Source organism: Inquilinus sp. 2KB_23, assembly GCF_052115705.1.
Classification (GTDB): Bacteria; Pseudomonadota; Alphaproteobacteria; order DSM-16000; family Inquilinaceae; genus Inquilinus; species Inquilinus ginsengisoli_A.
Map to the genome: position 1 here is coordinate 45,258 of NZ_JBFRHF010000019.1, position 26,708 is coordinate 71,965.

The window sequence follows — 26,708 nt, forward strand, 5'->3', positions numbered from 1 at the left end:
CCCATGCGGATGATCCTCGCCGCCCTGTCGAACCGCAAGGCCGCCATCGGCCTGGCCATCGTCGTCATCATCGTGGTCATGGGCCTGATCGCGCCGCTCTTGACCGACTACAACCCGGCGCGCCGGGTCGGCCGGCCGCATGAGGAGCCGTCGGCCACCCATCTGATGGGCACCACCCGCAACGGCTACGACGTGTTCGCCCAGCTGACCCATGGCGCCCGCACCTCGCTGGCGGTCGGCTTCGGCGCCGGGCTGATCATCACCGTGATCGGCACCGCGGTCGGCATCGCCGGCGGCTATCTCGGCGGCAAGACCGACGAGGCGCTGAACTTCGCCACCAATGTCATCCTTGTCATTCCCAACCTGCCGCTGCTGCTGGTGCTGGCCGCCTTCATCGGGCAGGCCAGCCCGCTGGTGATCGCGGTGATCATCGGCGCCACCTCCTGGGCCTGGGGTGCGCGGGTGACCAGGGCCCAGACCTTCTCGCTCAGGGAGAAGGAGTTCGTGCGCTCGGCCGAGATGATCGGCGAGCCGCGCTGGCGGATCATGCTGGTCGAGCTGCTGCCCAACCTGGTGTCGATCGTCGGCATCAACTTCATCGGCAGCGTGATCTACGCCGTGATCACCGAGGCGACGCTGGAGTTCCTCGGCCTGGGCGACCCGCAGACCATCTCCTGGGGCATGATGCTGTACAACGCGCAGAACGCCTCGGCCATGGTGGTCGGAGCGTGGTGGGAGGTGCTGGCCCCCTGCGCCGCCCTGGCCCTGCTGGGCGCCGGGCTGTCGCTGATGAACTTCGCGATCGACGAGGTCGCCAACCCGCAGCTGCGCTTCGGCCGGTCGATGACGCGGTGGAAGCGCCTGTCCCGGGCGCGGGAGGCGCGGTCGTGAACGCTCCCTCCCCTCAGCCCGGCGCCCCGCTGCTGTCGGTGCGCAACCTCGCCGTCGACTATGTCGGCGACCGCGGCGACTTCCGGGCGGTCGACGATGTCAGCTTCGACATCGGCCGTGGCGAGGTGTTCGGCCTGGCCGGGGAATCCGGCTGCGGCAAGAGCACCATCGCCTTCGCCATCACCCGGCTGCACAAGCCGCCAGCCCTGATCAGCGAGGGCGAGATCAATTTCGACGGCCAGGACGTGCTGCGGCTGGACGGCGAGGCGCTGCGCCGCTTCCGCTGGCGCGAGGTCGGCATGGTGTTCCAGAGCGCGATGAACGCGCTGAACCCGGTGCTCACCATCGAGACCCAGTTCCGCGACGTGCTGGTCACCCACACCGGCTGCAGCCGGGCGGTGGCACATGACCGGGCGGTCGAGCTGATGCGCATGGTCGACATCGACCCGGCGCGGCTGCGCGACTATCCCCACCAGTTCTCCGGCGGCATGCGCCAGCGCATCGTCATCGCCATCTGCCTGGCCCTGAACCCGAAGCTGATCGTGATGGACGAACCGACCACGGCGCTGGACGTGGTGGTCCAGCGCGAGATCCTGCAGCAGATCGACGGGCTGCGCCGCACGCTGGGCTTCTCGATCCTGTTCATCACCCACGACCTGAGCCTGATGGTGCAGTTCTGCGACCGCATCGGGGTGATGCTGAAGGGCAAGCTGGTCGAGGTCGGGGCGGCGCAGCAGATCTTCCGCGCCCCGGCCCATGACTACACCCGCAAGCTGTGGGCGTCCTTCCCCTCGCTGCACGGCGCCGGGCGCACCGCGCTGCAGGATGTCGCGGAGGCCGCCCGATGACCGCCGAACCGATCCTGGCCCTCGAACGCGTCGGCAAGAGCTTCGGCTCGGTCCGCGCGCTGGACGACGTGTCGATCGAGCTGCATCCCGGCCGGGCGTTGGCGCTGGTCGGCGAATCCGGCAGCGGCAAGACCACCTGCGCCCGCATCCTGATGCTGCAGCACAAGCCCAGTGAGGGCCGGGTGCTGTTCAAGGGCGAGGATGTCGCCAAGCTGCACGGCACGGCCGAGACCCTGGCCTATCGCCGCGCGGTGCAGATGGTGTTCCAGGACCCGTTCGGGTCGCTGAACCCGACCCACACCATCTTCCACCACATCGCCCGCCCCCTGGCCCTGCATGCCGGCCTGGCCGACCGCCGGGCGCTGCGCGGCCGGGTGATGGAGCTGCTGGCGGCGGTCGAGCTGGATCCCGAGAGCACGGCGCCGAAATACCCGCACCAGCTGTCCGGCGGCCAGCGCCAGCGGGTCAACATCGCCCGCACCCTGGCGGTCGGCGCCGAGGTGGTGCTGGCGGACGAGCCGACCTCGATGCTCGACGTCTCGATCCGGCTCGGCGTCTTGAACCTGCTGGAGCGGATGAAGCGCGAGCGCGGCATGGCCTTCCTGTACATCACCCACGACATCGCCACGGCGCGCTACGTCGCCGAGGAGATCGCGGTGATGTATGCCGGCCGCATCGTGGAATGGGGCGACACCGGCGCCGTGGTCGACGCGCCGCAGCACCCCTACACCCAGCTGCTGCTGTCGGCGGTGCCGGACCCGGAGCGGCCGTTCCACGGCGCGGCCTCGCAGCTGGACACCGGCCTGGTCGGCCGGGCCCGTGACGCCGCCCGCCTCACCGGCGGCATCCGCCAGATCGCCGGCAACCACTTCGTCCGCGCGGCGTAGGGACACGACCCGATCAGGTCGGGTCGTGTCCGAGCCTGCAGCCGCCGCTTCCGGCGCAAATCGAGCCGCTCTACGCCGCGGCGTTCGACTCCTCTGCAGCCTTCCGCACCGGCAGCACCCAGTTCGGCCGGATGAAGTGGCAGGTGTAGCCGTTGGGGATGCGCTCCAGATAATCCTGGTGCTCGGCTTCGGCCTCCCAGAAGGGCCCCACCGGCGCAACCTCCGTCACCGCAGGTCCCGGCCACAGCCCCGAGGCGTCGACATCGGCGATAGTGTCTTCCGCCACCCGCTTCTGTTCGGGAGTGGTGTAGTAGATCGCCGAGCGATAGCTCAAGCCGCGGTCGTTGCCCTGGCGGTTCAGCGTCGTCGGGTCATGGATCTGGAAGAAGAACTCCAGCAACCGGCGATAGGTGATGATCGCCGGATCGAAGACGATCTCGATCGCTTCGGCGTGGGTGCCGTGATTCCGATAGGTGGCGTTGGGCACGTCGCCGCCGGAATATCCGACGCGGGTGGAGATCACCCCGTCATAGCGGCGGATGAGATCCTGCATCCCCCAGAAGCAGCCGCCGGCCAGAACCGCGCGTTCCTGTGTCATCGGATATCCTCCACCTGGTCGAGATAGGCCCCATAGCCCTGCGCCTCCATCTGGTCGCGATGGACGAACCGGAGCGAAGCCGAGTTGATGCAATAGCGCAATCCCCCACGGTCCATGGGGCCGTCGGGGAAGACGTGGCCGAGATGGCTGTCGCCGAATTTCGAACGCACTTCGATGCGGGTCATGCCGTGGCTGGTGTCTTTCAACTCCTCCACATGGGCAGGCTCGATCGGCTTGGTGAAGCTGGGCCACCCGCAGCCGGATTCGAACTTGTCCGACGACGCGAAGAGCGGCTCGCCGGAGACGATATCCACATAGATCCCCGGCTCCTTGTTGTTCAGAAGGGGGCCGGTTCCGGGGCGCTCCGTGCCGCTTTCCTGGGTGACGCGATATTGCTCCGCGGTCAAAGCGGCGACGGCCTCGGGGGTCCTGCGATAATCTGGCATGCGCTGCTCCATCCACGTGTCCGGCCGGCCGAGCCGGCGCGGCTGCGGTACGGCCGTTCTATGTCCTATGGCCTTCGACGGGCGGATGGTCGCGGCATCCGGCTTCCGCTGACCGATACCTGGGGTTGGTCGAAACCGTTGTCCAGTTCTCTGCCCCCAATATCGCAGCCCCTATTCGGGCCATCCCGATAATTCGCGCTTGAGGCTCCTCAAGCGCAATGCTAGTTTTTCCATTAAATAAAACTAGTGTTCCATAAAATGGAACTTTTCCAGATGGTGCGATGACCACACTCGACACCGCCGCCGGCGTCCTGCGCTGCTTCTCCACCACCTGCACCGAGATCACGGTGACGGAAGCCGCGGCGCTGCTGTCGCTGCCCAAAAGCAACACCTCACGCCTGCTGCGGGCGATGCGCGACGCCGGGCTGCTGGAGACCGTGGGCGACAGCAAGCGCTACCGGCCGGGGGCACTGATCCTGGCGGTCGGGGAGCTGTTCCGGACATCGTCCTCGCTGATCGGCCGGGCCGATGCGGTGGTGGCGCGGATCGTCACTGCCGTCGGCCACACCGGCTATGTCTCGATCCGCGACGGCGGCGAGGTCACCGGCCTGACCTATCACCCGGGCACCAATGCGCTGCGCGTCGCCACCCCGGTCGGCCGGCCGCTGGCCGCCCATTCCAGCGCCACCGGCCGGTCGCTGCTGGCGCGGCTGCCCGACGAGACGATCCGCGAGCTGTTCGCCGCCCCCTGGCAGCCGGTGTCGCCGACCGCGCCGCAATCGATGGCGGACCTGTTCGAGCGGCTGGAAGCGGTGCGCCGGCGCGGCTTCGCCGAATCCCATGACGAGGCCAATCGCGGCGTCGGCGCCATCGCCACCGCGGTCGGGTCGCCCGAGACCGGCGAGGCGGTCAGCCTGTGCATCGCCTATCCGATCGCCACCGTCTCGGCGGACGAGCGGGACGACATCATCGCCCGGCTGCTGGCCGGGGCAAGGGAGGTCGCCGCCCTGGTCGGCGACACGAGCTGGACCAGCGGGGCCGAGGCCCCGACCGCACAATAAGGAACGGACGCATCATGTCGCTCACCACCCGCTGGCGCATCGGCTTCGACATCGGCGGCACCTTCACCGACTTCATCCTCTATGACGGCGAGGGGCGGACGGTGAAGCTGCACAAGCGGCTGACCACGCCGCACGACCCGTCCGAGGCGGCGCTGATCGGAATCGAGGAGCTGGTGGCGATGGCCGGCATCGGCCTGGCCGATATCGGCGAGATGGTGCACGGCACCACCCTGGTCACCAACGCGGTGATCGAGCGCAAGGGCGCCAAGCTGGGCCTGATCACCACCCAGGGCTTCCGCGACATCCTCGAGATCGGGACAGAGCAGCGCTACGACATCTACGACCTGTTCCTGCAGTACCCGGAGCCGCTGGTGGCGCGCCGGCTGCGGCTGGAGGTGCCGGAGCGGGTGGACCGCGACGGCGCCGTGGTCACGCCGCTGGACCGCGACGCGGTGCGCGCCGCGCTGCGCCGGCTGGTGGCCGAGGGGGCGGAGGCGGTGGCGGTCTGCTTCCTGCATTCCTACCGCAACCCGGAGCATGAGCGGATCGTCGGCGAGATCGCCCGCGCCGAGTTCCCGGAGCTGGCGGTGTCGTTGTCCTCCGAGGTGGTGGCGGAGCTGTGGGAGTACCAGCGCTGCGTCACCACCTGCGCCAACGCCTATGTCCAGCCGCTGATGGACCGCTACCTGCAACGGCTGGAGCGCGAGCTGGCGGCGCGCGGCTTCACCGGCGTGCTGCGGCTGATGCATTCGGCCGGCGGGCTGGTGGCGCCGGAGACGGCGCGCGCCTTCCCGATCCGGCTGCTCGAATCCGGCCCGGCCGGCGGCGGCCTGGCCACGGCGCTGTTCGGCGCCCTGGCCGGCAAGCCCGACGTCATCTCCTTCGACATGGGCGGCACCACCGCCAAGGCGTGCATGATCGAGGACGGCCGCGCCGAGATCGCGCCGATGATGGAGGCGGGCCGCATGCACCGCTTCAAGAAGGGCTCCGGCCTGCCGATCAAGGCGCCGGTCATCGACATGATCGAGATCGGCGCCGGCGGCGGCTCGATCGCCTCGATCGACGAGGTCGGCCTCCTGCGCGTCGGCCCGCACTCCGCCGGCTCCGACCCCGGCCCGGCCTGCTACGGCAAGGGCGGCGAGCAGCCGACGGTGACCGACGCCAATCTGGTGCTCGGCTATTACGACCCCGGCTTCTTCCTCGGCGGGCGCATGGCGCTGGACAAGGCGGCGGCCGAGGCCGCGGTCGCCCGGGTCGCGCAGCCGCTCGGCCTGTCGGTCGAGGATGCGGCCTGGGGCATCCACAAGGTGGTGACCGAGAGCATGGCCGCCGCCGCCCGCGTCCATCTGGTGGAGAAGGGCAAGGATCCGCGCCGCTACGCCATGGTCGGCTTCGGCGGCGCCGGGCCGGCCCATGCCGCCGGCGTGGCACGGGTGCTGGGCGTGGCCGAGGTGATCATCCCGCCGGCCTCCGGCGCCGCCTCGGCGCTGGGCTTCCTGGCGGCACCGCTGTCCTTCGAGCTGGTGCGGTCGCTCCCCGTTCGGTTCTCCGGCGCGTTCGACGCTGGCGCGGTCAATGGCGTGCTGGCGGAGCTGGAGAACGAAGGCCGTCGCCGGCTGGTCGAGGCGGGCGTGGAGGCGGCGGCCGTCACGGTCGAGCGCAGCGCCGACATGCGGCTGACCGGCCAGATGCACGAGATCGCGGTGCCGCTGCCGGCCGGCGCGATCGATGCCGGCAGCCTGGAGGCGATCCGCACCGCCTTCGCCGCGGTCTACACCGCCCGCTACACCTCACTGTATGGCGGCGCCGAGATCGAGGCGATCAACTTCCGCGTCCGCTGCCTGGGCCCGACGCCGACCCTGTCGCTGGCCGGCGCCACCGGCGGCGGCGACGCCGCAGCCAAGCGCAAGGGCACGCGTTCGGCACGCTTCGCCGATGGTGTCGTCGAGGCCGTGGTCTATGACCGCTACGCCCTGGTGCCGGGCGACCGGATCGAGGGCCCGGCGATCATCGAGGAGCGGGAATCCACCACCATCGTGCCGCCGGGCGACATCGTCCGGGTCGACGAGACGCTGAACCTGCGCATCGCCATCGGCGTCGCCGCCCCGGTCCAGGCGCTGGTCACGGCCGAGATGACGCTGCCCGAGGCGGTGGCCCGGATCGAGGCCGACCCGATCGCGCTGGAGATCATGTGGAGCCGGCTGGTCACCGTGGTCGAGGAGATGTGGCTGACGGTGTGCCGCACCGCCTTCTCGCTGGTGATCTCCGAGGCCCAGGATTTCGCCTGCGAGCTTTTGGACCCTGACGGCGAGACCCTGGCCCATTCGCCGCGGGCGATGCCGGTGTTCAACCTGACCCTGCCACGGGCAGTGAAGGCACTGCTGGCGGAGTATCCGGCCGAGACGCTGCAGCCCGGCGACGTGCTGATCACCAACGACCCCTGGCTGTGCGCTGGCCATCTGTTCGACATCGCCGTGGTCACGCCGGTGTTCCATGACGGGCGGCTGGTCGGGCTGATGGGCACGGTCGGCCATGTCTCCGACATCGGCGGCACCAAGGACAGCCTGCGGGCGCGCGAGATCTTCGAGGAGGGGTTCCAGATCCCGCCGATGAAGCTGGTCGAGGCCGGGCGGCCCAACCAGACGCTGTTCCGCCTGCTGGCCGAGAATGTGCGCAACCCCGGGCAGGTGACCGGCGACGTCCACTCCTTCGTCGCCGCCAACGCGCTGGGGGCCGAACGGCTGGTCGCCTTCATGCAGGAATACGGCATGCAGGACCTCCGCGCCCTGGCCGCCGTGGTGCAGGGCCGGTCGGAAAAGGCGATGCGCGAGGCGATCGCGGCGCTGCCGGACGGCGTCTACCGCTCCGAGATCGAGAACAACCCGCTGGGCGAGCGGCTGCGCTATCCGCTGGCACTGACCATCGCGGGCGACAGCATCACCCTCGACTTCGCCGGCGCCCCGGCGCAACTGCCGCAGGGCGGGCTGAACTGCACCCTGAACTACACCGAGGCGCATGCGACCTATCCGCTGAAATGCATGCTGACGCCGAATGTCCGCGGCAACGCCGGCTGCTACCGGCCGTTCCAGGTCAAGGCGCCGGAAGGGTCGATCCTGAACGCCAGCCGGCCGATGGCGGTGAACCTGCGCACCCGCACCGGCTGGTACATCGCGCCGAACATCTTCCGGGCGCTGTCCGAGGCGGCCCCGGACAAGGTGCAGGCCAACACCGGCCTGCCGGTGGCGGCCACGATCTACGGCCGCGACGCCGAGGGCGGCACCTATTCCGACATGCTGTTCATGGGCGGCGGCCAGGGCGCCTCGTCCCATGGCGACGGCAAGTCCGGCCTGCTGTGGCCGACCTCGGCCGCCAACACCTCGATCGAGCTGTTCGAGACCCGGGTGCCGGTGCTGGTGCTGGAGAAGACCTATGTCACCGATTCCGGCGGGCCGGGCCGCCATCGCGGCGGCCTGGGCCAGCGCGTGTCCCTGCGCAAGCTGGCGGATGACGGGCTGGCCACCTTCGTCGCGGTCTACCCTGAAGGCGTCGGCAAGACCAGTCCCGGCCTGTTCGGCGGCGCCCCGGGCGGGTCGGCCCGCGGCCTCGTGCGCGACGCCGACGGCCAGATCCTGCACGACTGCGGCACCGGCGAGCTGGTGCAGTTGAGTCGCCAAAGCGAGATCGTCGAGGTCACCCTGGCCGGCGGCGCCGGTTTCGGCGATCCCGCCAAACGGCCTCGCGCCACGCTGGACCGCGACATCGGCGACGGCATGGTCTCGGCGCCCGACGCCAAGGATGCAGAAGCGGCCGCCAAGGCTGCCTGACCACCAGGGCCGTGCATTTTCCGGAATGCGCGGCCCGTCTCGACAGGGCGCGCCCAAGACCCGATCACGAGATCAAGGCCGCGCACAAGCGGCCCCTCCAGGAGGTTTCATGCAGCACGATCTGACCGCGGATCCGGCCGCGGCCCCTTCCCCTGGCGCGCGACCCGCCGGCCCGCGCCGGCATCCCAGCGTGTTCGAACCGGCGACGCTGGCGCTGATCATCCTGCTCTGCGTCTTCGGCGCCATCATCGGCATGCAGATCCTGGTCAGCCTCGGCGTCTCGGCCAACACCTCGCTGATCGGCGCCCTGGCGGCCATGGTGCTGGCGCGCGTGCCGCTGGGCCTGTTCGCCCGCTACCGCTCGATCCATGTCCAGAACCTGGCGCAGAGCGCGATCTCGGCCAGCACCTTCGGCGCCGCCAACAGCCTGCTGCTGCCGATCGGCATCCCCTATGCGCTGGGCCGGCCGGATCTGGTGCTGCCGATGTTCGGCGGCATCGCCCTGGCCATGCTGCTGGACGCCTACATGCTGTACCGGATGTTCGACAGCAAGATTTTCCCGGCCAGCGGCGCCTGGCCGCCCGGCGTGGCCGCGGCCGAGGCGATCAAGGCCGGCGACCAGGGCGGCCGCAAGGCGGTGCTGCTCGGCCTCGGCGTCGCCATCGGCGCCATCGGCTCCTTCTTCAAGATCCCGATGTCGGCCTTCGGCATCGCCTTCATCGGCAACATCTGGGCGCTGGCGATGTTCGGCGTCGGCCTGCTGCTGCGCGGCTATTCCACCCAGATCTTCGGCGGCGACACCTTTGCCGGCATCATCCCGGGCGGCGACCTGGCCAAGGCCTATATCCCGCATGGCGTGATGATCGGCGCGGGGCTGGTGGCGCTGCTGCAGGTGGTGCAGACCATCCTGCGCAAGGATACCGACAGCGCGTCACGCACCCAGTCGGATGCCTCGCTGCGGCGGGCGCTCGGCTTCGGCACGGTCGCCTACATCGCCCTGGCGGTGGTGATCGCCATCGCCGGCGGGGTGTGGGCCGAGCTGTCCTGGGGCATGCTGGTCGCCTTCATCCTCTACGCCGCCTTCGCTGCCTTCGTGCATGAGCTGATCGTCGGGCTGGCGGCGATGCATTCCGGCTGGTTCCCGGCCTTCGCCGTGGCGCTGATCACCCTGGTGATCGGCATGCTGGTCGGCTTCCCACCGACGGCGCTGGCGGCGCTCGTCGCCTTCTCCGCCGCCACCGGCCCGGCCTTCGCCGACATGGGCTACGACCTCAAGGCCGGCTACATCCTGCGCGGCCACGGCGCCGACCCGGAGTTCGAGCGCGACGGCCGGCAGCAGCAGCTGCTGGCGGCGATGGTCGCCTTCCTGGTGGCGATCGTGGTGGTGTTCTTCTCCTGGGAGACCTTCTTCGCCCAGGACATGCTGCCGCCGGTCGACCGGGTCTATGCCGCCACCATCGGCGCCGGCGTGTCGCCCGACGTGGCCCGGTCGCTCGCCCTGTGGGCCATCCCCGGCGCGCTGATCCAGTTCCTCGGCGGATCGAAGCGGCAGATGGGCATCCTGTTCGCCACCGGCCTGCTGCTGGCGGCGCCGCTCGCCGGCTGGGCGGTGCTGGCCGGCATCCTGATCCGGGCCTTGTGGACCCGCTGGCGCGGCGAAGCGGGGCGCAGCGAGATGGAGGTGGTCGCCGCCGGGATCATCGCCGGCGACGCGCTGTTCAGCTTCTTCGATTCCGTTACCAGGAACCTGTTCGGCCGGCGCTGAGGGTCGAGTGGACGGGCAACGGAGATCCGTCGCCCGTCCCTCCTCAGTCGAGAAGCCTGCCAAAGACCAGTTGCTTGAACTCGATCAGCGGGCCGTCGCTCTTCTCGACGCGCATCCGCAGCAGCGCGCCTTCCCAGCTGTTCATGACGAACCTGGCCAGCAGCGCCGCGGGGAACTGGCCGCCGATCGTCCCCTGCCCCTGCGCCTCGGCGATGCAGGCCTCGAACAGCCGGCTCCAGGCCCCGAAATGCTCGGCCAGCCGCTCGCGGATGAGGGGGCTGTGGTCCGCCGCTTCGGCGCTGAAATTCCCCATCAGGCAGCCGCGGACAAAGCCGGACGCCCGGAACGCCTCGATCCGGTCGTCGAAATAGGCTTCCAGCCGGGCGCGGGGCGCGACGTCGGGATCGCACAGGAAGGCGCGCAGCTTGTCCTGGCCGCGAGCGGAATAGGCATCGATCACCGCTGCCCCGAACGCTTCCTTGCTCGGGAAGTGGTTGTAGAAGGAGCCCTTGGGCACATCGGCCCCTTCGACGATGCCCTGGATCCCGGTCGCCGCGTATCCCTCGGCATGGATCATCCGCAGGCCCGCCTGCACCAGGTTGGCCCGGGTGTCGGGCTTCGGCTTCGGGCCCCGTCGGGCCGGGCGAGAGTCCACGTCAAACCTCATTGACTAATTCAAGACGACCGGTCATATGGTATTTATCGACGCACCGGAAACCGCTGTCAAGCACACGCACTACGTCGCGGTCCGGCGACAGCGGATTATTGTCCAGGAGGCCGTTTGGTTTCGAAGACCGATGTCAGGATTCCGGCGGAAGGCGGCGTCGAACTGGGCGCCTGGCTGTTCCTGCCGGACACGGCCGGGGCCTGCCCGGCCATCACCATGGCCCACGGCTTCGCCGGGACCAAGGAACACGGCCTCGAGCGCATGGCCCGGGCGTTTGCCGCGGCCGGGTTCGTCGTGCTGGTCCACGACCATCGCAACTTCGGGACCAGCGGCGGCGACCTCCGCGGGGACATCGATCCGTGGCGGCAGATCGCGGATTGGCGGCGCGCGATCTCCTGGCTGGAGGCCCGGCCGGAGGTCGACCCGGCGCGCCTCGGCCTGTGGGGGTCGAGCTATGCCGGCGGCCACGCCATCGTGCTCGGCGCCACCGACCGCCGCCTGCGCTGCATTGTGGCGCAGGTTCCGACCATCAGCGGCCACGAGCAGGGGCTGCGCCGGGTTTCGCCGGATGCCGCGCCCGCGCTGGAGCAGGCCTTCGACGAGGATGAGAGGGCCCAGCTGCGGGGAGAGCCGCCGCGCCGGCAGGCGGTGGTCAGCGCCGATCCTGCGGTTCCCGCCGCCTATCGCTCCCGGGATGCCGTCGAGTTCTACCAGCAGCCCCTCCCTGCCGGCCTGTGGGAGAACGAGATCACCCTGCGCTCGACCCGGGCGGCACGGATGTATGAGCCCGGCCGCTGGATTGCCCGCGTGTCGCCGACGCCGCTGCTGCTGGTGGTCGCCCGCGACGACAGGCTGACCGTCGCCGACCTGGCGCTGGCCGCCTATGAGCGCGCGCTTCAGCCCAAGCGGCTCACCCTGCTGCCGGGCGGGCATTTCGATCCCTATCTCGCCCAGTTCCCGCAGGCAGAAGCCGCCGCGACGGGATGGTTCCGCGAGCATCTGCTCGACCCGGCATGAGCCAACCCCGGCCCGCACCGGATGCCTCACCACCAGCCATGGACCCGACGATGACCACGACCGACACCGGCCTGCATTGGGACGTATTGACGATCCGGCGCCCCGGCCTCAGCCGCGACCTGCCGCCCGGCCGGGAAGAGCTGAGATGGGTGGCGAATTCTTCGACCCTCATCCATGGCGAGCGCGACGCCGTCCTGGTGGACACCTTCCTCACCATCGAGCAGTCGCAGACCCTGGTGGATTGGGTGGTCGCCAGCGGTAAGACCCTCACCGCAATCTACATCACCCACGGACATGGCGACCATTTCTTCGGCCTCGCCCCGCTGCTGGAGCGGTTCCCGAAGGCCAGGGCGGTCGCGACGCCCGAGGTGGTCAAGGCGATGCACGAGCATCTGTCGCCGGCATCGATCGAGAATTTCTGGCGCCGGCTGTTCCCCGGCGAGATCCCCGACCGCCTGCTGGTCGCCGAACCGCTCGAGGACGGCGGGCTGGAGCTGGAAGGACGCAGGCTGGTCGCGGTGAATGCCGGGCGGACCGACACGGCGCAGTCCACCTGCCTGCACGTCCCGTCGATCGGGCTGCTGGTCGGGGGAGACGCGGTCTATAACGGGATCCACCCCTATCTCGGCGAGACCGACGCGCAGAGCCGGCTGGAATGGATCGCCACGCTCGACCGGCTGGAGGCTCTGAAGCCGAAGGCGGTGATCGCCGGGCACAAGATCCCGGAGAACGACGACGACCCCCGCATCATCGGCGAGACGCGGCAGTACATCGCCGATTTCAACCGGCTGAATGCGGCGACGACGACCGCGCGCCAGCTCTACGACGCCATGCTCGAGATCCATCCCGATCGCGTCAATCCCGGCTCGCTGTGGGGTGCGGCCAACATCGCCAAGAAGCAGGCCTAGGGCCGCTCCCTTCGGCGACATCGGCATCCTCCCGAACACACAATGGAGTCTGACCATGCGTAAGACAGTCCTCGCGGCCGCCCTGGCCCTGGTGGCCCTGTCGGCCGGCGCCTCCACCGCCGCTTCGGCCGCCTACAAGGACCCGCTCGACACCGCGACCCTGAACTCCATCAAGTCGCAGTTCGGCAAGCTGGTGGCCTCGGCGAACCGGCACGATCTCGACACCCTGCAAGGGCTGTACTGGCAGTCCCCCTCGGTCCTGCTGGTCGCGAAGAGCGCCATCCCGTCCGAAGGCAACTGGGCCGGGTTCTGGGGCAACGAGGCGATCGACCAGAAGCTGCACGACATCGCGGCGTCAGGGCCCGTTGTGCTCGACCCCGACCTCTCGAAGCTCAAGGTGGTCGGGCTGACGCGCAAGGTGGCGGAATCCTATGCGCCGGTGACCATCACCGTGTCCTATGCCGGGCAGGACGGGACGCCCAAGCCGTTCCTGATCGTGATCAACTGGCTGAAGGCCGGGAAGGACTGGAAGATCGCCTCGGAGGTCATCCTGCCGGTGCCGCCGGCCCCCGCCGCCAAGCCATAGCCCCCAAGCGCGGGAACGGCGACACTTGCGTGGGCAGGAGAGCCAAGCTCGAAGATTCGGGTTAGGCCATGACGCAATCCGATGGCGTGCTGAGCGACGCGCAGGTGGAGCAGTTCATCCAGGACGGGTTCGTCCGCATCGACCGGGCCTTTCCTAGGGCGCTGGCCGATGAAGGCCGCGCCATCCTGTGGCGAGACATCCCCTGCGATCGCGATGACCCAACGACCTGGACCCTGCCGGTGGTCCGGCTGGGCTTCTATGGGCAGGAGCCGTTCCGGGCGGCGGCGAACACCGCCGTCCTGCATGCGGCCATCGACCGGCTGGTCGGCCGGGGACGCTGGATCCCGCGGCAGGACCTCGGCACCTTCCCCGTGCGGTTCCCGCATCCGAAGGACCCCGGCGACGCCGGCTGGCATGTCGATGTCAGCTTTGCCGGCCCGGACAGCGACCCGCAGGCCCAGGCGCGCGGGGACTATTCGTCCTGGCGGGTCAACGTCTCCTCGCGCGGCCGGGCCCTGGTGATGCTGTTCCTGTTCTCCAACATCGGGCCGCGGGATGCCCCGACCCGGATCCGGGCGGGGTCGCATCTCGACCTGGCCCGGCATCTGGAACCGGCGGGCGAGGTCGGCCTGTCGCACCTCAATCTCGATCGCATGGGCGCCGGGCGGCCGGAGGTGGCGGCGACAGGCGAGGCCGGGACCGTCTATCTGTGCCATCCCTTCATCATCCATGCGGCGCAGATGCATCGCGGCACGCAGCCCCGCTTCCTGGCCCAGCCGTCGCTGGGGCTGGCCAAGCCCTATCGGCTGGAGCGGGAGGACGGGGCCTATGCGCCGGTCGAGATCGCGATCCGCCGGGCGCTGGGCAAGGGCTGACGCGGCTGGGGCTCAGCCGCGCGGCGGGAAGCGGTACCGGCCGGTGATCGGGAAGTCCGGCAGCCGGTCCTCCAGCCGGGCGCCGCCACCGATGTTGTGCACCGCCAGCGGCGCGCCGCTGGCGCCGCGGAGGCCGGTGACGACGGCGATGTGCGGCAGGTTGCCCGGCAGCATCTGGGTCACCAGGTCGCCTTCGGCCAGCTCCGCCAGGGCGGTGTCCGGCGGCAGCGCCTGGCCGAAACAGCGGAAGAAGGCCTGCAGGTTCGGCACCCGGCGATGGTCGATGTTGGGGTCCGGCCGCTTCAGGCCCCAGCTTTGGGGATAGCGAGAGAAGTTCGCCCGCATGTCCTCATGCACCAGGCGCTGCAGGTCGAGGCCGAAGGCGTCGCGATAGGCGCGGATGACCACATCGGTGCAGACGCCGCGGTCGCGCGGCACGTCACCGTCGGGATAGGCCAGCCGGACATAGGCCGGGTCGTAGGTCACGGTGACCCCGATCTGGGCCTGCGCCGCCGCCACCAGCCGCGCCGGCCAGTCCGCCGGGGCCTCGGCCCGGGCGATGCGGAAGGCTGGGCCCAACGCGCCGGCCAGGGCCACGCCCAACACGAGCCGACGCCGACCGATCATGCCACCCTCCCCGCTGCGGACCGGCCGTAGCACAGCATCCGGAGATGGCGGGATCAGGGCGACCGGGATCCGACAAATCCATCTGTATCTGGCCCCCAAGCTGGTGCCATACTATATCGTCGTACAATTATGTCGCTGTCAGCACCGACAACGAGCGGTGCGTGGAGGAAAAAACACGATGGCCGGCCAAGACCGATCCAGGACGCTGCGGTCGCAGCAGTGGTTCGACAACCCCGACGATCCGGGGATGACCGCCCTGTATATCGAGCGCTACCTGAACTTCGGGATCACGCGCGAGGAGCTCCAGTCCGGCAAGCCGATGATCGGCATTGCCCAGACCGGGTCGGACCTGTCGCCCTGCAACCGGCATCATATCGAGCTGGCGAAGCGGGTCAGCGCCGGCATCCGCGCCGCCGGGGGGGTGCCGTTCGAGTTCCCCTGCCACCCGATCCAGGAGACCGGCAAGCGGCCCTCGGCCACGCTCGACCGCAACCTGACCTATCTGTCGCTGGTCGAGGTGCTGTACGGCTATCCGCTCGACGGCGTCGTGCTGACCGTCGGCTGCGACAAGACCACCCCGGCGCTGCTGATGGCGGCCGCCACCGTCAACATCCCGGCCATCGCCCTGTCGGTCGGCCCGATGCTGAACGGCTGGCACAAGGGCGAGCGGGTCGGGTCCGGCACCATCGTCTGGCGGTCGCGCGAGCGGCTGGCCACCGGCGAGATCGGCTATGACGAGTTCATGGACATCGTCGCCGCCTCGGCCCCGTCGGTCGGCTACTGCAACACCATGGGCACGGCCTCGACCATGAACTCGCTGGCCGAGGCATTGGGCATGCAGTTGCCCGGCTCGGCCGCCATCCCCGCGCCCTATCGCGAGCGCGGCCAGATCGCCTATGTCACCGGCCAGCGCATCGTCGAGATGGTCGAGCAGGACATCAAACCGTCCGACATCATGACCCGCGAGGCGTTCGAGAACGCGATCGTCATCAACTCCGCCATCGGCGGGTCGACCAACGCGCCGATCCATCTGAACGCCATCGCCGGCCATCTCGGCGTGCCGCTCGACAACGATGATTGGGAGAAGGTCGGCCTCGACATCCCGCTGCTGGTCAACCTGCAGCCGGCCGGCGAGTATCTCGGCGAGGACTTCCACCAGGCGGGCGGCGTGCCGGCCGTGGTGGCCGAGCTCTTGAAGGCCGGCCTGCTGCCGCATCCGGGCGCGGTCACGGTCAATGGCCGCGCCATCGGCGACAACTGCCGCGACGTGGAGAATCTGAACCCCGAGGTCATCCGCCCGGTCGACCGGCCGCTGAAGGCCCATTCCGGCTTCCTGAACCTCAAGGGCAACCTGTTCGACAGCGCGATCATGAAGACCAGCGTGATCTCGCCGGAGTTCCGCGACCGCTACCTGGCGAACCCGCAGGACCCGGAGGCCTTCGTCGGCAAGGCCGTGGTGTTCGACGGGCCCGAGGATTACCACCACCGGATCGAGGATCCGGCGCTGGAGATCGACGCGTTCTCGATCCTGGTGATCCGCGGCACCGGGCCGATCGGCTATCCCGGCGCCGCCGAAGTGGTGAACATGCAGCCGCCGGCGCGCCTGATCCAGCAGGGCATCCACGCCTTGCCCTGCATCGGCGACGGCCGCCAGTCCGGCACCTCGGGGTCGCCCTCGATCCTGAACGCCTCGCCCGAGGCGGCGGCCGGCGGCGGCCTGGCCCTGCTGAGGACCGGGGACAAGGTGCGGGTCGACCTGCGCCAGCGCAGCGTGAACGTCCTGGTCTCCGACGAGGAATGGGCCCGCCGGCGCGCCGAGCTGGAGGCCCAGGGCGGCTACAAGTACCCGGCCAGCCAGACCCCGTGGCAGGAGATCCAGCGCGGCATGACCGACCAGTTGGCCGGCGGCATGGCGCTCAAGCCGGCGCTGAAGTACCAGCGCGTCGCCCAGACCAAGGGCGTGCCGCGCAACAACCACTAGGCGCAAACCCCCTCACTGTCATTGCCGGGCTTGCCCCGGCAATCCAGAGGGTCTCGAGAGCTTCTGGATGCCCGGGTCAAGCCCGGGCATGACAGCTTTTGGTTCCGCTATGGCTCCAAGTCGACCTGGTGCGGATGGTCTCTCAGATCGCCCGCATCAGGTCGTGGAACAGCCCGCCCATCCGTTCGGCGGTGCCGCGGGCGACCTCGAGGATGTGGTGGTGGTCGAGATCGGCGCCCGGCAGCCCGGCGGCGAGGTTGGTGACCAGCGACAGCCCCAGCACCTCGGCGCCGAGATGGCGGGCGGCAATCGCCTCCAACACCGTCGACATGCCGACCATGTCGCCGCCCCAACGGCCGACCATCTCGATTTCCGCCGGCGTCTCGAACATCGGGCCGGGGAAGCCGACATAGACGCCCTCGGTCAACGCCGGGTCCAGCGCCTGCGCCGCCTGGCGCAGCCGCGGCGCGTAGCAGCCGGTGAGGTCGACGAAGCGCGGCCCCAGCGCGTCCGGGTTCGGCCCGAACAGCGGCGAGACGCCGGTGAAGTTGATGTGGTCGCGGATCAGCACTGGCTCGCCCGGCTTCATGCCCGGGCGCAGGCCCCCGCAGGCATTGGTCAGGACCACGATCTTCGCCCCCGCCAGCACCATGCTGCGCACGCCATGCACCACCTTGGCCGGGGGGTGGCCTTCGTAGAGATGCACGCGGCCGGCCATGACGAGGATGCGGCGATCGCCGGCCTGGACGCTGCGGAACACGCCCTTGTGGCCGAGCACGGTGGTGGCCGGGAAGCCCGGAATCTCGGTGAACGGCACCTCGGCCACGGTCTCGCCGATCTTGTCCACCGCCGGGCCCCAGCCGGAGCCGAGCACGATGGCGGCGTGATGATCGGTGTCGCCGAGCTTCAGCCGCAGCACCTCGGCCGCGTGCTGCGCCAGTGTGTAGGGATCGTCGGTCATGGGGCGACCTCCTCGGCCAAAGCTCAAACCATCGCGCCGCGCCGGCGCCGCCCGCGGGCGACCACCAGCGCGATCAGGGTGATGACATAGGGTGCCATATCGGTGAGCTGGTTCGGCAGCCCCTTGCCCTGCAGCCTGAGGCCAGCCGCGTCGGCAAAGCCGAACAGCAGGCAGGCCAGGGCCACGCCGACGGGATGGCCGCGGCCGAGCATCACCGCCACCACGGCTATCCAGCCGCGTCCGGCGCTCATGTCCTCGGCGAACAGGGTGACGCTGCCGAGCGACAGCTGCGCCCCGGCCAGGCCGCACAGGGCGCCGCCCGCCAACACCGCGGCGATGCGGTAGCGGGCAACGCCGACGCCCAGCGTCTCCGACGCATCCGGCCGTTCGCCGACGCCGCGCAGCCGCAGGCCCCAGACGGTGCGGAACAGGAACACCGCGACCAGGATCACCAGCAGCCAGGCCGCCCAGGTGACCACGCTGTGGCCGCCGAAGACACGGTTGAACCAGGGCACCGCCGCGATCCGCGGCAGCACGATTCGCGGCAGGTCCTGCACGGTCGGGTCGGTGAATGTGCCGGAGACGCCGAACAGGATGCGCAGCAGAAAGGCGGTCAGCCCCGAGGCCAGCAGGTTGAGGCCGATGCCGATCACGATCGGGTCGCCACGGAACCAGGTGGCGCCGAAGGCCAGGATGGCGGCGAAGGCCGTGGTGCCGGCCAGCGCCACGATCACGCCGCCGGCGACGCTGCCGGTGTAGTACGTCCCGGCGATGGCCGCGAAGGCGCCGATCAGCATCTGGCCTTCCAGCGCGATGTTGAACACGCCGGCGCGGTCGCACAGCACCCCGGCCAGGCCGGCCAGCAGGATCGGCGTCACCGCCTGGATGGTCTGGGCGAACAGCACGGCGTTGAAGATCGACAGCCAGTCCATCGCCGTCACCGACCGCCGGAGGGCTGGCGGCGCAAACCGTGGCGCATGGCGAGCAGCAGGATGATCACCGCCTGCAGCACCAGCGTCAGCACCCGCGGCACTTCGGTCGCCCGCTCCATGGCGAAGCCGCCGGTCTGCAGCGCGGCGAAGAACAGCCCGGCGCAGATGGCGCCGACCGGCTCGCCCATCGCCAGCAGCGCCGCCATCAGGCCGGACCAGGTGTAGGCCGGCGACAACAGCGCCCCGTCGGTGAAGCGGAACTGGTCGCCCAGCACCAGGATGGCGCCGACCAGCCCGGCGACGGCGCCGCTGGCGAACAGCACCCGCACGGTCTGGCGGCCGAGGTCGACCCCGCCATAGGCGGCGAAGCGGGAGTTCAGGCCGCGCAGCCGCAACTCGTAGCCGGCGGTGCCGCGGCGGTCGGTGAACACCACGGCGGCGATCACCAGCACCAGCAGCACGAGGCCCCAGGTGATCGGCGTGCCCGGCACCAGCACCGGCAGCCGCGCCGCCTCGTCGATGCGGAAGGTCTCGGGCATGCCGGTCGACGGGTCGCGCAGCGGGAAGCGGGCGAGGTAGGAGGTGACGCCCTTGGCGGGGTAGCTGAGCAGCAGGGTCGAGATCAGCAGCGGCACGCCGAACCGGACCTCGCCCCAGGCGGCCAGCGCGGCATAGGCGCCAGACACGGCCATCGCCGCCAGGATCGCCACCGTCAGCCGGACCAGGCCAGGCGCCGGCAGGTACAGCGCCACCAGCGCCGCGACCAGCCCGCCCAGCAGCAGCTGCCCGTCGCCGCCGAGATTGACCATGCCGCCACGCAGCGGAATCGCCGCGACCAGCGCCATGCCGACCAGCGGCACCGCCCGGGCGATCGATTCCGCCAGGTTCGGCCCGGCCACCGCGCCCTGCAGGATCTCCCAGTAGACCGACACCGGGTCGTGCCCGGCGGCCAGGGTGATCAGCGCACCGATCAGGAACCCGCCGAGGATCGCCCAGAGCACGGGCGAGGTCGCGGTGGTGCGCAGGAGGCCGACCGCCGCGGTCATGCCGCTTCCTCCACCACCCCGGCCATCAGCAGGCCAAGGCTGGTTTCGGTGGCTTCGGCGCCCGGCACCTCGGCGATCACCCGGCCCTCATACATCACCAGCACCCGATCGGAGAGGGCGAGGATCTCGGTCAGTTCGGCCGAGACCAGCAGCACCGCCCGGCCCTTGTCGCGCTCCGCCACCAGCTGGCCATGGATGAACTCGATGGCGCCGACATCGACGCCGCGGGTCGGCTGCTCGGCGATCAGCACCGCCGCCTCATGGTCCAGCTCGCGCGCCACCACCACCTTCTGCAGGTTGCCGCCGGACAGGGTGCCGACCGCCGTGGCCTCGCCCGGAATCTTCACGCCGAATCGGGCGATCAGGTCGCGCGCCCGCCGGCGCATCGCCCCGCGGTCCAGCACGCCATGGCGCGACAGCGGCGCCCGGCGGTGGAAGCCCATCGACAGGGTGTCGGTGGCGCTGGCGCGCAGCGCGGTGCCGGTGTGGGCCCGGTCTTCCGGCACATAGGCGATGCCGGCGACCCGGCGGCCGGCGACGCCCGCTGTGGTGACGTCGCGGCCGTCGACCCGCACCGTGCCGGCATCGGCGGCGCGCAGCCCGGCCACGATCTCGACCAGCTCGGTCTGGCCGTTGCCGGCGACCCCGGCGATGCCGACGATCTCCCCCGCCCGCACGGCGAAGGACACGCCGTCGACCGCCGGCCGGCCCGGCGCATCCAGGGTCAAACCATCGACCTGCAGCAGCGGCCGACCTGGAACCGCAGGCGTCCGGTCGACCTTGAGCGAGACGTTGCGCCCGGTCATCGCCCGGATGATCGCCTGCGCATCGGTCTCGGCCGTCACCAGGCGCGCGGCGACGCGGCCGTCGCGCAGCACGGTGATGCGGTCGGTCACCGCCATCACCTCATGGATCTTGTGAGTCACGAACAGGATGGTGCGCCCGTCCGCCGCCAGGCTGCGCATCACCACGAACAGGCCGTCGCGTTCGCGCGGGGTCAGCACGGCAGTCGGCTCGTCCAGGATCAGGATGCGGGCGTCGCGATAGAGCGCCTTGAGGATCTCGATCCGCTGCTTGACCCCGACCGGCAGGTCGCCGACCCGGGCGTCGGGGTCGACCGGCAGGTCGTAGCGCCGCGCCAGCTCCGCCACCCGCCTGCGGGCCGCGGCGCGGTCGATGAACGGACCGCGCCGCGGCTCGTCGCGATAGACCACGTTCTCCCACACCGTCAGGCTGTCGAACAGCTTGAAGGCCTGGTGCACCATGCCGAGGCCGGCGGCGATGGCGTCGATCGGCGAGCGGAACCGGCGCACCGCGCCATCGATCGCGATCCCGCCCTCATCCGGCTGGACCAGCCCGTAGAGGATGCCCATCAGGGTCGACTTGCCGGCCCCGTTCTCGCCCATCACGGCGTGGATCTCGCCGCGTTCGGCCGACAGGTCGACCCGGTCGTTGGCCAGCACGCCGGGATAGCGCTTCACGATCCCGCGCATCTCCAGGAACGCCATGCCGGGCCCCTCTCCGCGGGGGTGTGTTACGGGGCCGCGGTCAGCGGGTCGGCCACCACCACCGTGCCGGCGGCGATGGCGTCGCGGATCTCGCGCACCTTGGTGATCACATCCGGATGGTCGGCGATCAGGCATTTCGAAGTGCCGACGTCGTCGCCCAGGCCGGTCAGGGTGATCCCGCCCTCCTTCAGCCCGTAGGAGGTCAGCGGCGCCTGGGTGCCGGCCAGGATGCCCTTGACCGCTTGGACCAGCGCGACATCGACCTTCTTCTCGATGTTGTCCAGCACCACACCCGGCGCCTGCGGGCACTGGTTGACGTCGACGCCGAAAGCCAGGGTGCCCGGCGTCGCCTCCACCGCCTTGAAGATGCCGCCATTGCCGCCAGAGGTGCCGGCCAGCACCCGGTCGGCGCCTTCGCTGATCAGCGACACCGCCTGCTGCTGCGCCCGCACCGGGTCGGAGAACGGGTTGTCACCGCCGACCCACAGAGTCGGGCTGACCACGATCTCGTCATTCGCCGCCTTGGCCCCGGCAGCGAAGCCGTCGGTGAAGCGGTGCATGAACGGGATGTCGAGCGCGCCGATGCTGCCGACCGTACCGCTTTCCGAGGTCAGCGCCGCCTCGGCGCCGGCGAGATAGGCGCCCTCATGCTCGCGGAACACCGCGCAATAGACGTTGGGCAGCGGCTTCTGGATGCACTGGTCGACGATCAGGAACTTGATGTCGGGAAACTTCGTCGCAGCATCCGGCACGATGTCGCCGAATTCGAAGCCGAGCACGATCACCACCGCCGCGCCCTCGCGCGCCGCCGCCTCGACATTCTGCCGGCGGGTGGCGGGGTCGGTGCTCTCATAGATCCGGGCCTCGCCGCCGATCGCGACCGCGGCCTCCTCGGCGCCCTTGCGGCCGAGCTTCAGGAAGTCGTTCACCCCGAGCGGGTTCGGCGAGATGAAGATGATCTTGTTGCCTGTACCCTGGACGGCGGCCTGGGCCGGCACCGCGGCACCGATCGCCAGGGCAGCCCCCGCGATCCCAACGATGAAACGCCGCAGACGCCCGTGATCGCGCATGGTCTTCCCCGTGTCCCTGGATGTGGCCGCCGGCTTGTCCCCGACCCCCGCGGGCGGCCTCGCGGATCGGGATGCCGATGGCTGCAGAGTCTTGCACCTTTGGCTACTGCGCAACGATTCGTCAATCTGCCGTGGCAGCGGCGAGTCGGCCTTTCGGCCTCCACCGTCCAGCGACGATGTCGCAGCATCCGGTCCCTTCATCCTTTAGAAGCCCTCGCGAAACCGGGGCCGATGGTCCAAAATACGTCATTCCCGCAACATTCCGGCAGGCCACGGGACAGCGCAGAACCATTGCGGTTGCATAAAATTATATCTATCTGAATTGCCTTCCGCCTGCAGGGCAAATCCGGTTCTATTCGATCAGGGAACCGGCCGAGCCAACGGGATCAGTCTTCCCCAATCAAGGATACGGAGGCGCATGAGCGGCAGATCTTGGTTCACCCGGCCGCGCCGTTGCGCCGCCCGGGTCGCTGCCATCCGCATCCGCCGGTTGTCCGCCGGGCTGCCGGTATTGTCGCGCGCGGAGGCCGCAGCCCCGTCGCCATGACCCATCCGCTCACCCAGGACGTGATCGCCCTGCAGCGCGACGCACTGCAGGCACTGGCCGACGGTGATCCGCTCGACGTGATCCTGCACAGCGTGGCGCAGACCGCGAGCCGGCTGGCCGCGCCGGTCGGCGTCGCCTTCCTGCGGCTCGACGAGAGCGGCGCCAGCCTCTCCCTGATCACGCAGAGCGGCCTACCCGACGGCGTGCCGGCTGCATTGGGAACGATCCGCGTCAGCCCCGCCAGCCTGCCGCCCGGGGTCGCCGTCTTCACCAACGCCCCGGCAGCCGGCGCGATAGGCCCCGAGGACGCGCCGGCTGCCATCGCCGCCGAGCCGCTGACCGACGATGACGGGCGGATCGCCGGCGCCCTGGTCCTGGCCGATGCCTCGGGCTGGCCCCCGTCCCTGCCCCCGTCCCTGCCTGAGGATCTCAGGCGCAGCATGGCCCAGATCTTCGCCGTGGCGCTGCGGCGCGACCAGCGGGACCGCGAGGTCCAGGATCTAATCTATCGCGACCCGCTGACCGGCCTGCCCAACCGCCGGCATTTCGAGGAGCGGCTGCGGCAGATCATCGCCCGCGGCATCGGCCCGGCCGCCCCCGTCTCGGTCCTGTTCATGGACCTCGACGAGTTCAAGAAGGTCAACGACACGCTGGGCCACGATGTCGGCGACCTGCTGCTGGCCATCGTCGGCAGCCGGCTGCGCCGCGCCCTGTCGACCGACGCCTTCGTCGCCCGGCTGGGCGGCGACGAATTCGCCGCCATCGTCACCGGCGCGGATGCCGGGGCCGCCCTGACCGCCGCCGGCCGGATCGCGACCGCGCTGAAGGAACCGGCGATGCTGCGCGGCTACCGGCTGCCGATCTATTGCAGCATCGGCATCGCCACCTGCCCGGACCATGAATCCGACCCGACCCTGCTGAAGCGCCTGGCCGACATGGCGATGTACTACGCCAAGCAATCCGCCACCGGCATCGCCTCCGCCGCCACGCCGGAGGTGCGCCGGGCGATGTCGATCTCGGCAGTGGAGTTCGACATCCCCGCGGCGCTGCAATCCGATCAGATCGGGCTGGTGTTCCAGCCAAGGGTCGCCCTTGCCACCGGCCAGGTGGTGGCGTTCGAGGCGTTGGCGCGCTGGCACCACCCGACCCTGGGCATACTGGCGCCGAGCCACTTCATTCCCTGGGTCGAGCGCCGGCCCGACCTGGCCCTGAAATACACCGAGTGGCTGCTGAAATCCCTGGCCGAGACGCTGATCCGGCTGCCGCCCGACGCGCTGGTGCCGATCTCGGTCAACATCCCGGTCGCGGTGATGCAGTCCGACGCCATCTTCACCCCCATCCTCGCCCGCATGGCCGAGGCCGGGCTGCCGCTGAGCCTGCTGCGGATCGAGATCGTCGAGCGGGCGCTGACCCGGATGCCGGCCGAGGTCGAGGCCGTGGTCGAGCGCATGGTCGGGCTGGGCATCACCTTCGAGCTCGACGATTTCGGCAGCGGCGAGGCCAATCTCGGCGCCCTGGTCCGGCTGCCCTTCGCCGCGATCAAGATCGCCGGCGAGATCGTGCGGACGGTGGCGGACGAGGCCCGCTGCGAGCGCCTGATCGACGGGGTCGCCCGCTTCGCCGAGACCTTCGGGGTCTCGCTGTGCGCCGAGCATGTCGAAAGCCAGGCCCAGCTCGACATCCTGCGGCGGCTCGGGGTCGAACAGGGCCAGGGCTTCCTGTTCGGGCAGGCGGTCAGCGCCGGCGGTATCGCGCCCGCGGTGCGCGCCGGCGCCGGACGCGAGTAGCGCCGCCGATGACAACGATGGTAACGTTACCGCATGGATCGGGAAGCATTTGCCAAGGCATTGAATTTCTGCAATTCGTCGCCGGCCAGCCCGATGAATCGACCGGGTTGGGAGAGAGTGGAACTGCAGCGGGGAATGCACCATGCCGACCGTTGCCGCCCTCGGTCCCGGGGGAAGCGCGCATCATGATCCGGCGGAGATTGCCGCTGTGACCGGGCGGACCGCCCCGATGAAGATTCTGCTCGTCGACGACGACGAGCTGTTCCTGGAATTCGCCGCCACCATGCTGCGGTCGGGCGGCCATGAGGTCGAGACCTGCGCCAGCGCCGGCGAGGCCATCGCCACCTTGAACCTGGATGCCGAGCGCAAGCCGCCGCGCGACTTCGACGCGGTGCTGATCGACATCGTCATGCCCGAGGTCTCGGGCACCGAGCTGTGCTCGCTGATCCGCGGCCATCCCGGCTATCGCGACCTGCCGGTGATCATGATCAGCGCCACCCGCGACATGAGCCTGATCGACCAGGCCCTGACCGCCGGCGGGTCGTCCTACATCCAGAAGCCGATCCAGGCGAACACCTTCGCCGAAGAGATCCAGCGCAAGGTCGAGGACGCCAGGAGCTAGCGCCCTCGATCGGCCGCCCACGTCGCCCCGGGCATTGCCGCCATGGCCGGTGCCGGTGGCGAGGTTGATCGCCACCGCGGCCGAACTTTCGTTGTACAGCGCGATGTCGAAGCCAGCGCCGTCGTCGAGACGGTCAGCCCCGGGCGACCCCACGCAGCACGTCGTTCCCGTCCTGGCCCAGCAGAGTGTTGGCCCGGGGCGATGCGATGCCGCCCCGGGCCCTGTCCGCTACTTGATCGCCTGTCCCGCCTTCTCGACGAAGCGCAGGTCGATGGTCTTCGAAAGGTCGATCTGGGCGTCCTTCAGCTCCGGGCTGAACTGGTGCAGGATGTCGAGCGCCGTCTGCTGCCCTGCCGCGCCGATCATCCCGTCCCGCGAATACATCGGCAGCGAGTTCTTGACCGACTGGATGTAGAGGTCGCGGTCGCCGAGCAGGAACTCCTCCGGCACCGCGGCCGCGACATCCTCCGGCTTGGCGGTGGCCAGCCAGCGCAGCGACTTCATGAAGGCGTTGACCAGCGCCTGCGTGGTCTCCGGATTGGCCTGGATGAAGTCTTCCTTGGCATACAGCACCGCGGCCGGGACCGGGCCGCCGAACACCGCCTTCACGCCCTCCTCCGTCCGGGTGTCGGCCAGCACCGTCACCAGGTCGGATTGCTGCAGCTTCGAGATGACGGGGTCGAGATTGGCCATGGCGTCGATCTCGCCATGCTCCATCGCCGCGACCGCGCTCGGGCCCCCGCCGACCGAGACGAAGGACACGTCGTCCGGCGTCAGCCCCTGCTTGGCCAGCAGGGTGTTGACGAAGAAGTTGGTCGAGGATCCCGGCGCGGTGACGCCGATCTTGCGGCCCTTGAGGTCGGCCACCGTCTTGATCTCGCCGGCCAGCGACTTGCGCACAACCAGCACGATGCCGGGGAAGCGGCCGAGTTCGACCAGGGCGCGGATGTCCTGGCCCTTGGCCTGCATCAGGATGGTGTGCTCATAGGCGCCGGTGGTGACGTCGGTCGACCCGCCGATCATCGCCTGCAGGCTCTTGGCGCCGCCGGCGAAGTCGCTGATCTCGACATCCAGCCCTTCCTCGGTGAAGAAGCCCTTCTTCTCGGCGATGGTCAGCGGCAAATAGTACAGCAGCGGCTTGCCGCCGACGCCGATGGTCAGGTGCGTCTTCTCCGGCGCCGCCATGGCGGGCGCCGCCAGCGCCAGGCCGAGGACCAGCGCGAGCCCTCGCAACACGGTCTTCATTCCGCTTTC

23 protein-coding genes are annotated in these 26,708 nt (G+C 69.9%); 13 read left to right on the forward strand and 10 right to left on the reverse strand.

The window, feature by feature from the left end:
• Window positions 1-3 precede the first annotated feature (3 nt).
• From AB4112_RS23050 to AB4112_RS23060, 3 genes are read left to right on the forward strand one after another with little or no spacing between them, the layout of a single operon-like run.
• A complete protein-coding gene (locus AB4112_RS23050; protein WP_309794026.1) occupies window positions 4-891 on the forward strand; it encodes an ABC transporter permease in 888 nt (295 codons plus the stop codon).
• Window positions 888-1,739: an ABC transporter ATP-binding protein gene (locus AB4112_RS23055; protein WP_309794025.1), complete on the forward strand. Its 852-nt coding sequence runs from the start codon at window positions 888-890 to the stop codon at window positions 1,737-1,739. The genes AB4112_RS23050 and AB4112_RS23055 overlap by 4 nt, the downstream gene beginning before the upstream one ends.
• Window positions 1,736-2,626 carry an ATP-binding cassette domain-containing protein gene (locus tag AB4112_RS23060; RefSeq protein ID WP_441723260.1) on the forward strand — a complete coding sequence of 297 codons (891 nt, stop codon included), beginning with the start codon at window positions 1,736-1,738 and terminating at the stop codon, window positions 2,624-2,626. The genes AB4112_RS23055 and AB4112_RS23060 overlap by 4 nt, the downstream gene beginning before the upstream one ends.
• A 70-nt stretch (window positions 2,627-2,696) precedes the next feature.
• Here AB4112_RS23060 and msrA read toward each other — a convergent pair whose 3' ends face one another.
• Complete coding sequence (gene msrA / locus AB4112_RS23065; RefSeq protein WP_309794023.1) at window positions 2,697-3,224, reverse strand: peptide-methionine (S)-S-oxide reductase MsrA; 528 nt, start codon at window positions 3,222-3,224, stop codon at window positions 2,697-2,699.
• The gene (gene msrB, locus AB4112_RS23070; protein ID WP_441723262.1) at window positions 3,221-3,682 is read right to left on the reverse strand and encodes a peptide-methionine (R)-S-oxide reductase MsrB; all 462 of its coding nucleotides are present in this window, start codon (window positions 3,680-3,682) and stop codon (window positions 3,221-3,223) included. The genes msrA and msrB overlap by 4 nt, the downstream gene beginning before the upstream one ends.
• A 269-nt stretch (window positions 3,683-3,951) precedes the next feature.
• Here msrB and AB4112_RS23075 point away from each other — a divergent pair, with 269 nt between their 5' ends.
• From AB4112_RS23075 to AB4112_RS23085, 3 genes are all read left to right on the forward strand, one after another.
• Window positions 3,952-4,731 (forward strand): IclR family transcriptional regulator, encoded by a 780-nt coding sequence (locus tag AB4112_RS23075; protein ID WP_441723264.1) that lies wholly within the window; start codon window positions 3,952-3,954, stop codon window positions 4,729-4,731.
• Between the two features lie 14 nt (window positions 4,732-4,745).
• The gene (locus tag AB4112_RS23080; protein WP_441723266.1) at window positions 4,746-8,555 is read left to right on the forward strand and encodes a hydantoinase B/oxoprolinase family protein; all 3,810 of its coding nucleotides are present in this window, start codon (window positions 4,746-4,748) and stop codon (window positions 8,553-8,555) included.
• A gap of 109 nt (window positions 8,556-8,664) precedes the next feature.
• Complete coding sequence (locus tag AB4112_RS23085) at window positions 8,665-10,320, forward strand: OPT/YSL family transporter (RefSeq protein WP_309794019.1); 1,656 nt, start codon at window positions 8,665-8,667, stop codon at window positions 10,318-10,320.
• 43 nt (window positions 10,321-10,363) lie between these two features.
• Here AB4112_RS23085 and AB4112_RS23090 read toward each other — a convergent pair whose 3' ends face one another.
• Window positions 10,364-10,975 (reverse strand): TetR/AcrR family transcriptional regulator, encoded by a 612-nt coding sequence (locus AB4112_RS23090; protein ID WP_309794018.1) that lies wholly within the window; start codon window positions 10,973-10,975, stop codon window positions 10,364-10,366.
• Between the two features lie 126 nt (window positions 10,976-11,101).
• Here AB4112_RS23090 and AB4112_RS23095 point away from each other — a divergent pair, with 126 nt between their 5' ends.
• The 4 genes from AB4112_RS23095 to AB4112_RS23110 all read left to right on the forward strand — a co-directional run bounded on the left by AB4112_RS23095 (window position 11,102) and on the right by AB4112_RS23110 (window position 14,373).
• Entirely contained in the window at window positions 11,102-12,004 is a 903-nt protein-coding gene (locus AB4112_RS23095) for an alpha/beta hydrolase (protein WP_309794017.1), read from the forward strand.
• A 50-nt stretch (window positions 12,005-12,054) separates the two neighbouring features.
• A complete protein-coding gene (locus AB4112_RS23100; RefSeq protein WP_309794016.1) occupies window positions 12,055-12,912 on the forward strand; it encodes an MBL fold metallo-hydrolase in 858 nt (285 codons plus the stop codon).
• A gap of 55 nt (window positions 12,913-12,967) precedes the next feature.
• Window positions 12,968-13,498, forward strand: coding sequence for a hypothetical protein (locus tag AB4112_RS23105; RefSeq protein WP_309794015.1), 531 nt, complete (start codon window positions 12,968-12,970; stop codon window positions 13,496-13,498).
• Between the two features lie 68 nt (window positions 13,499-13,566).
• Window positions 13,567-14,373, forward strand: coding sequence for a hypothetical protein (locus tag AB4112_RS23110; RefSeq protein WP_309794014.1), 807 nt, complete (start codon window positions 13,567-13,569; stop codon window positions 14,371-14,373).
• Between the two features lie 12 nt (window positions 14,374-14,385).
• On the opposite strand, the gene AB4112_RS23115 is transcribed toward AB4112_RS23110, so the two are convergent.
• A complete protein-coding gene (locus tag AB4112_RS23115) occupies window positions 14,386-15,000 on the reverse strand; it encodes a DUF1287 domain-containing protein (RefSeq protein WP_441723270.1) in 615 nt (204 codons plus the stop codon).
• 178 nt (window positions 15,001-15,178) lie between these two features.
• Here AB4112_RS23115 and AB4112_RS23120 point away from each other — a divergent pair, with 178 nt between their 5' ends.
• The gene (locus tag AB4112_RS23120; protein WP_441723272.1) at window positions 15,179-16,981 is read left to right on the forward strand and encodes an IlvD/Edd family dehydratase; all 1,803 of its coding nucleotides are present in this window, start codon (window positions 15,179-15,181) and stop codon (window positions 16,979-16,981) included.
• Between the two features lie 142 nt (window positions 16,982-17,123).
• Here AB4112_RS23120 and AB4112_RS23125 read toward each other — a convergent pair whose 3' ends face one another.
• Genes AB4112_RS23125 through AB4112_RS23145 form a run of 5 tightly spaced genes read right to left on the reverse strand, consistent with a single transcriptional unit; the run spans window position 17,124 to window position 22,498 of the window.
• Window positions 17,124-17,942, reverse strand: a complete 819-nt coding sequence (locus AB4112_RS23125) for a purine-nucleoside phosphorylase (RefSeq protein WP_441723274.1) — start codon at window positions 17,940-17,942, stop codon at window positions 17,124-17,126.
• 23 nt (window positions 17,943-17,965) lie between these two features.
• Window positions 17,966-18,874, reverse strand: coding sequence for an ABC transporter permease (locus AB4112_RS23130; RefSeq protein ID WP_441723276.1), 909 nt, complete (start codon window positions 18,872-18,874; stop codon window positions 17,966-17,968).
• A gap of 5 nt (window positions 18,875-18,879) precedes the next feature.
• Window positions 18,880-19,920, reverse strand: coding sequence for an ABC transporter permease (locus AB4112_RS23135; RefSeq protein WP_309794009.1), 1,041 nt, complete (start codon window positions 19,918-19,920; stop codon window positions 18,880-18,882).
• Window positions 19,917-21,428, reverse strand: coding sequence for an ABC transporter ATP-binding protein (locus AB4112_RS23140; RefSeq protein WP_309794008.1), 1,512 nt, complete (start codon window positions 21,426-21,428; stop codon window positions 19,917-19,919). The genes AB4112_RS23135 and AB4112_RS23140 overlap by 4 nt, the downstream gene beginning before the upstream one ends.
• A gap of 26 nt (window positions 21,429-21,454) precedes the next feature.
• A complete protein-coding gene (locus AB4112_RS23145) occupies window positions 21,455-22,498 on the reverse strand; it encodes a BMP family ABC transporter substrate-binding protein (RefSeq protein ID WP_309794007.1) in 1,044 nt (347 codons plus the stop codon).
• Between the two features lie 543 nt (window positions 22,499-23,041).
• Between AB4112_RS23145 and AB4112_RS23150 the strand changes: the two genes are divergently transcribed.
• Window positions 23,042-24,832, forward strand: a complete 1,791-nt coding sequence (locus tag AB4112_RS23150) for a putative bifunctional diguanylate cyclase/phosphodiesterase (RefSeq protein WP_309794006.1) — start codon at window positions 23,042-23,044, stop codon at window positions 24,830-24,832.
• Window positions 24,833-25,061: 229 nt separating this feature from the next.
• On the forward strand, window positions 25,062-25,454 hold the full coding sequence (locus AB4112_RS23155) for a response regulator (RefSeq protein WP_309794005.1): 393 nt from the start codon (window positions 25,062-25,064) through the stop codon (window positions 25,452-25,454).
• Between the two features lie 228 nt (window positions 25,455-25,682).
• On the opposite strand, the gene AB4112_RS23160 is transcribed toward AB4112_RS23155, so the two are convergent.
• Window positions 25,683-26,699 carry an ABC transporter substrate-binding protein gene (locus AB4112_RS23160; protein WP_441723280.1) on the reverse strand — a complete coding sequence of 339 codons (1,017 nt, stop codon included), beginning with the start codon at window positions 26,697-26,699 and terminating at the stop codon, window positions 25,683-25,685.
• Window positions 26,700-26,708 lie beyond the last annotated feature (9 nt).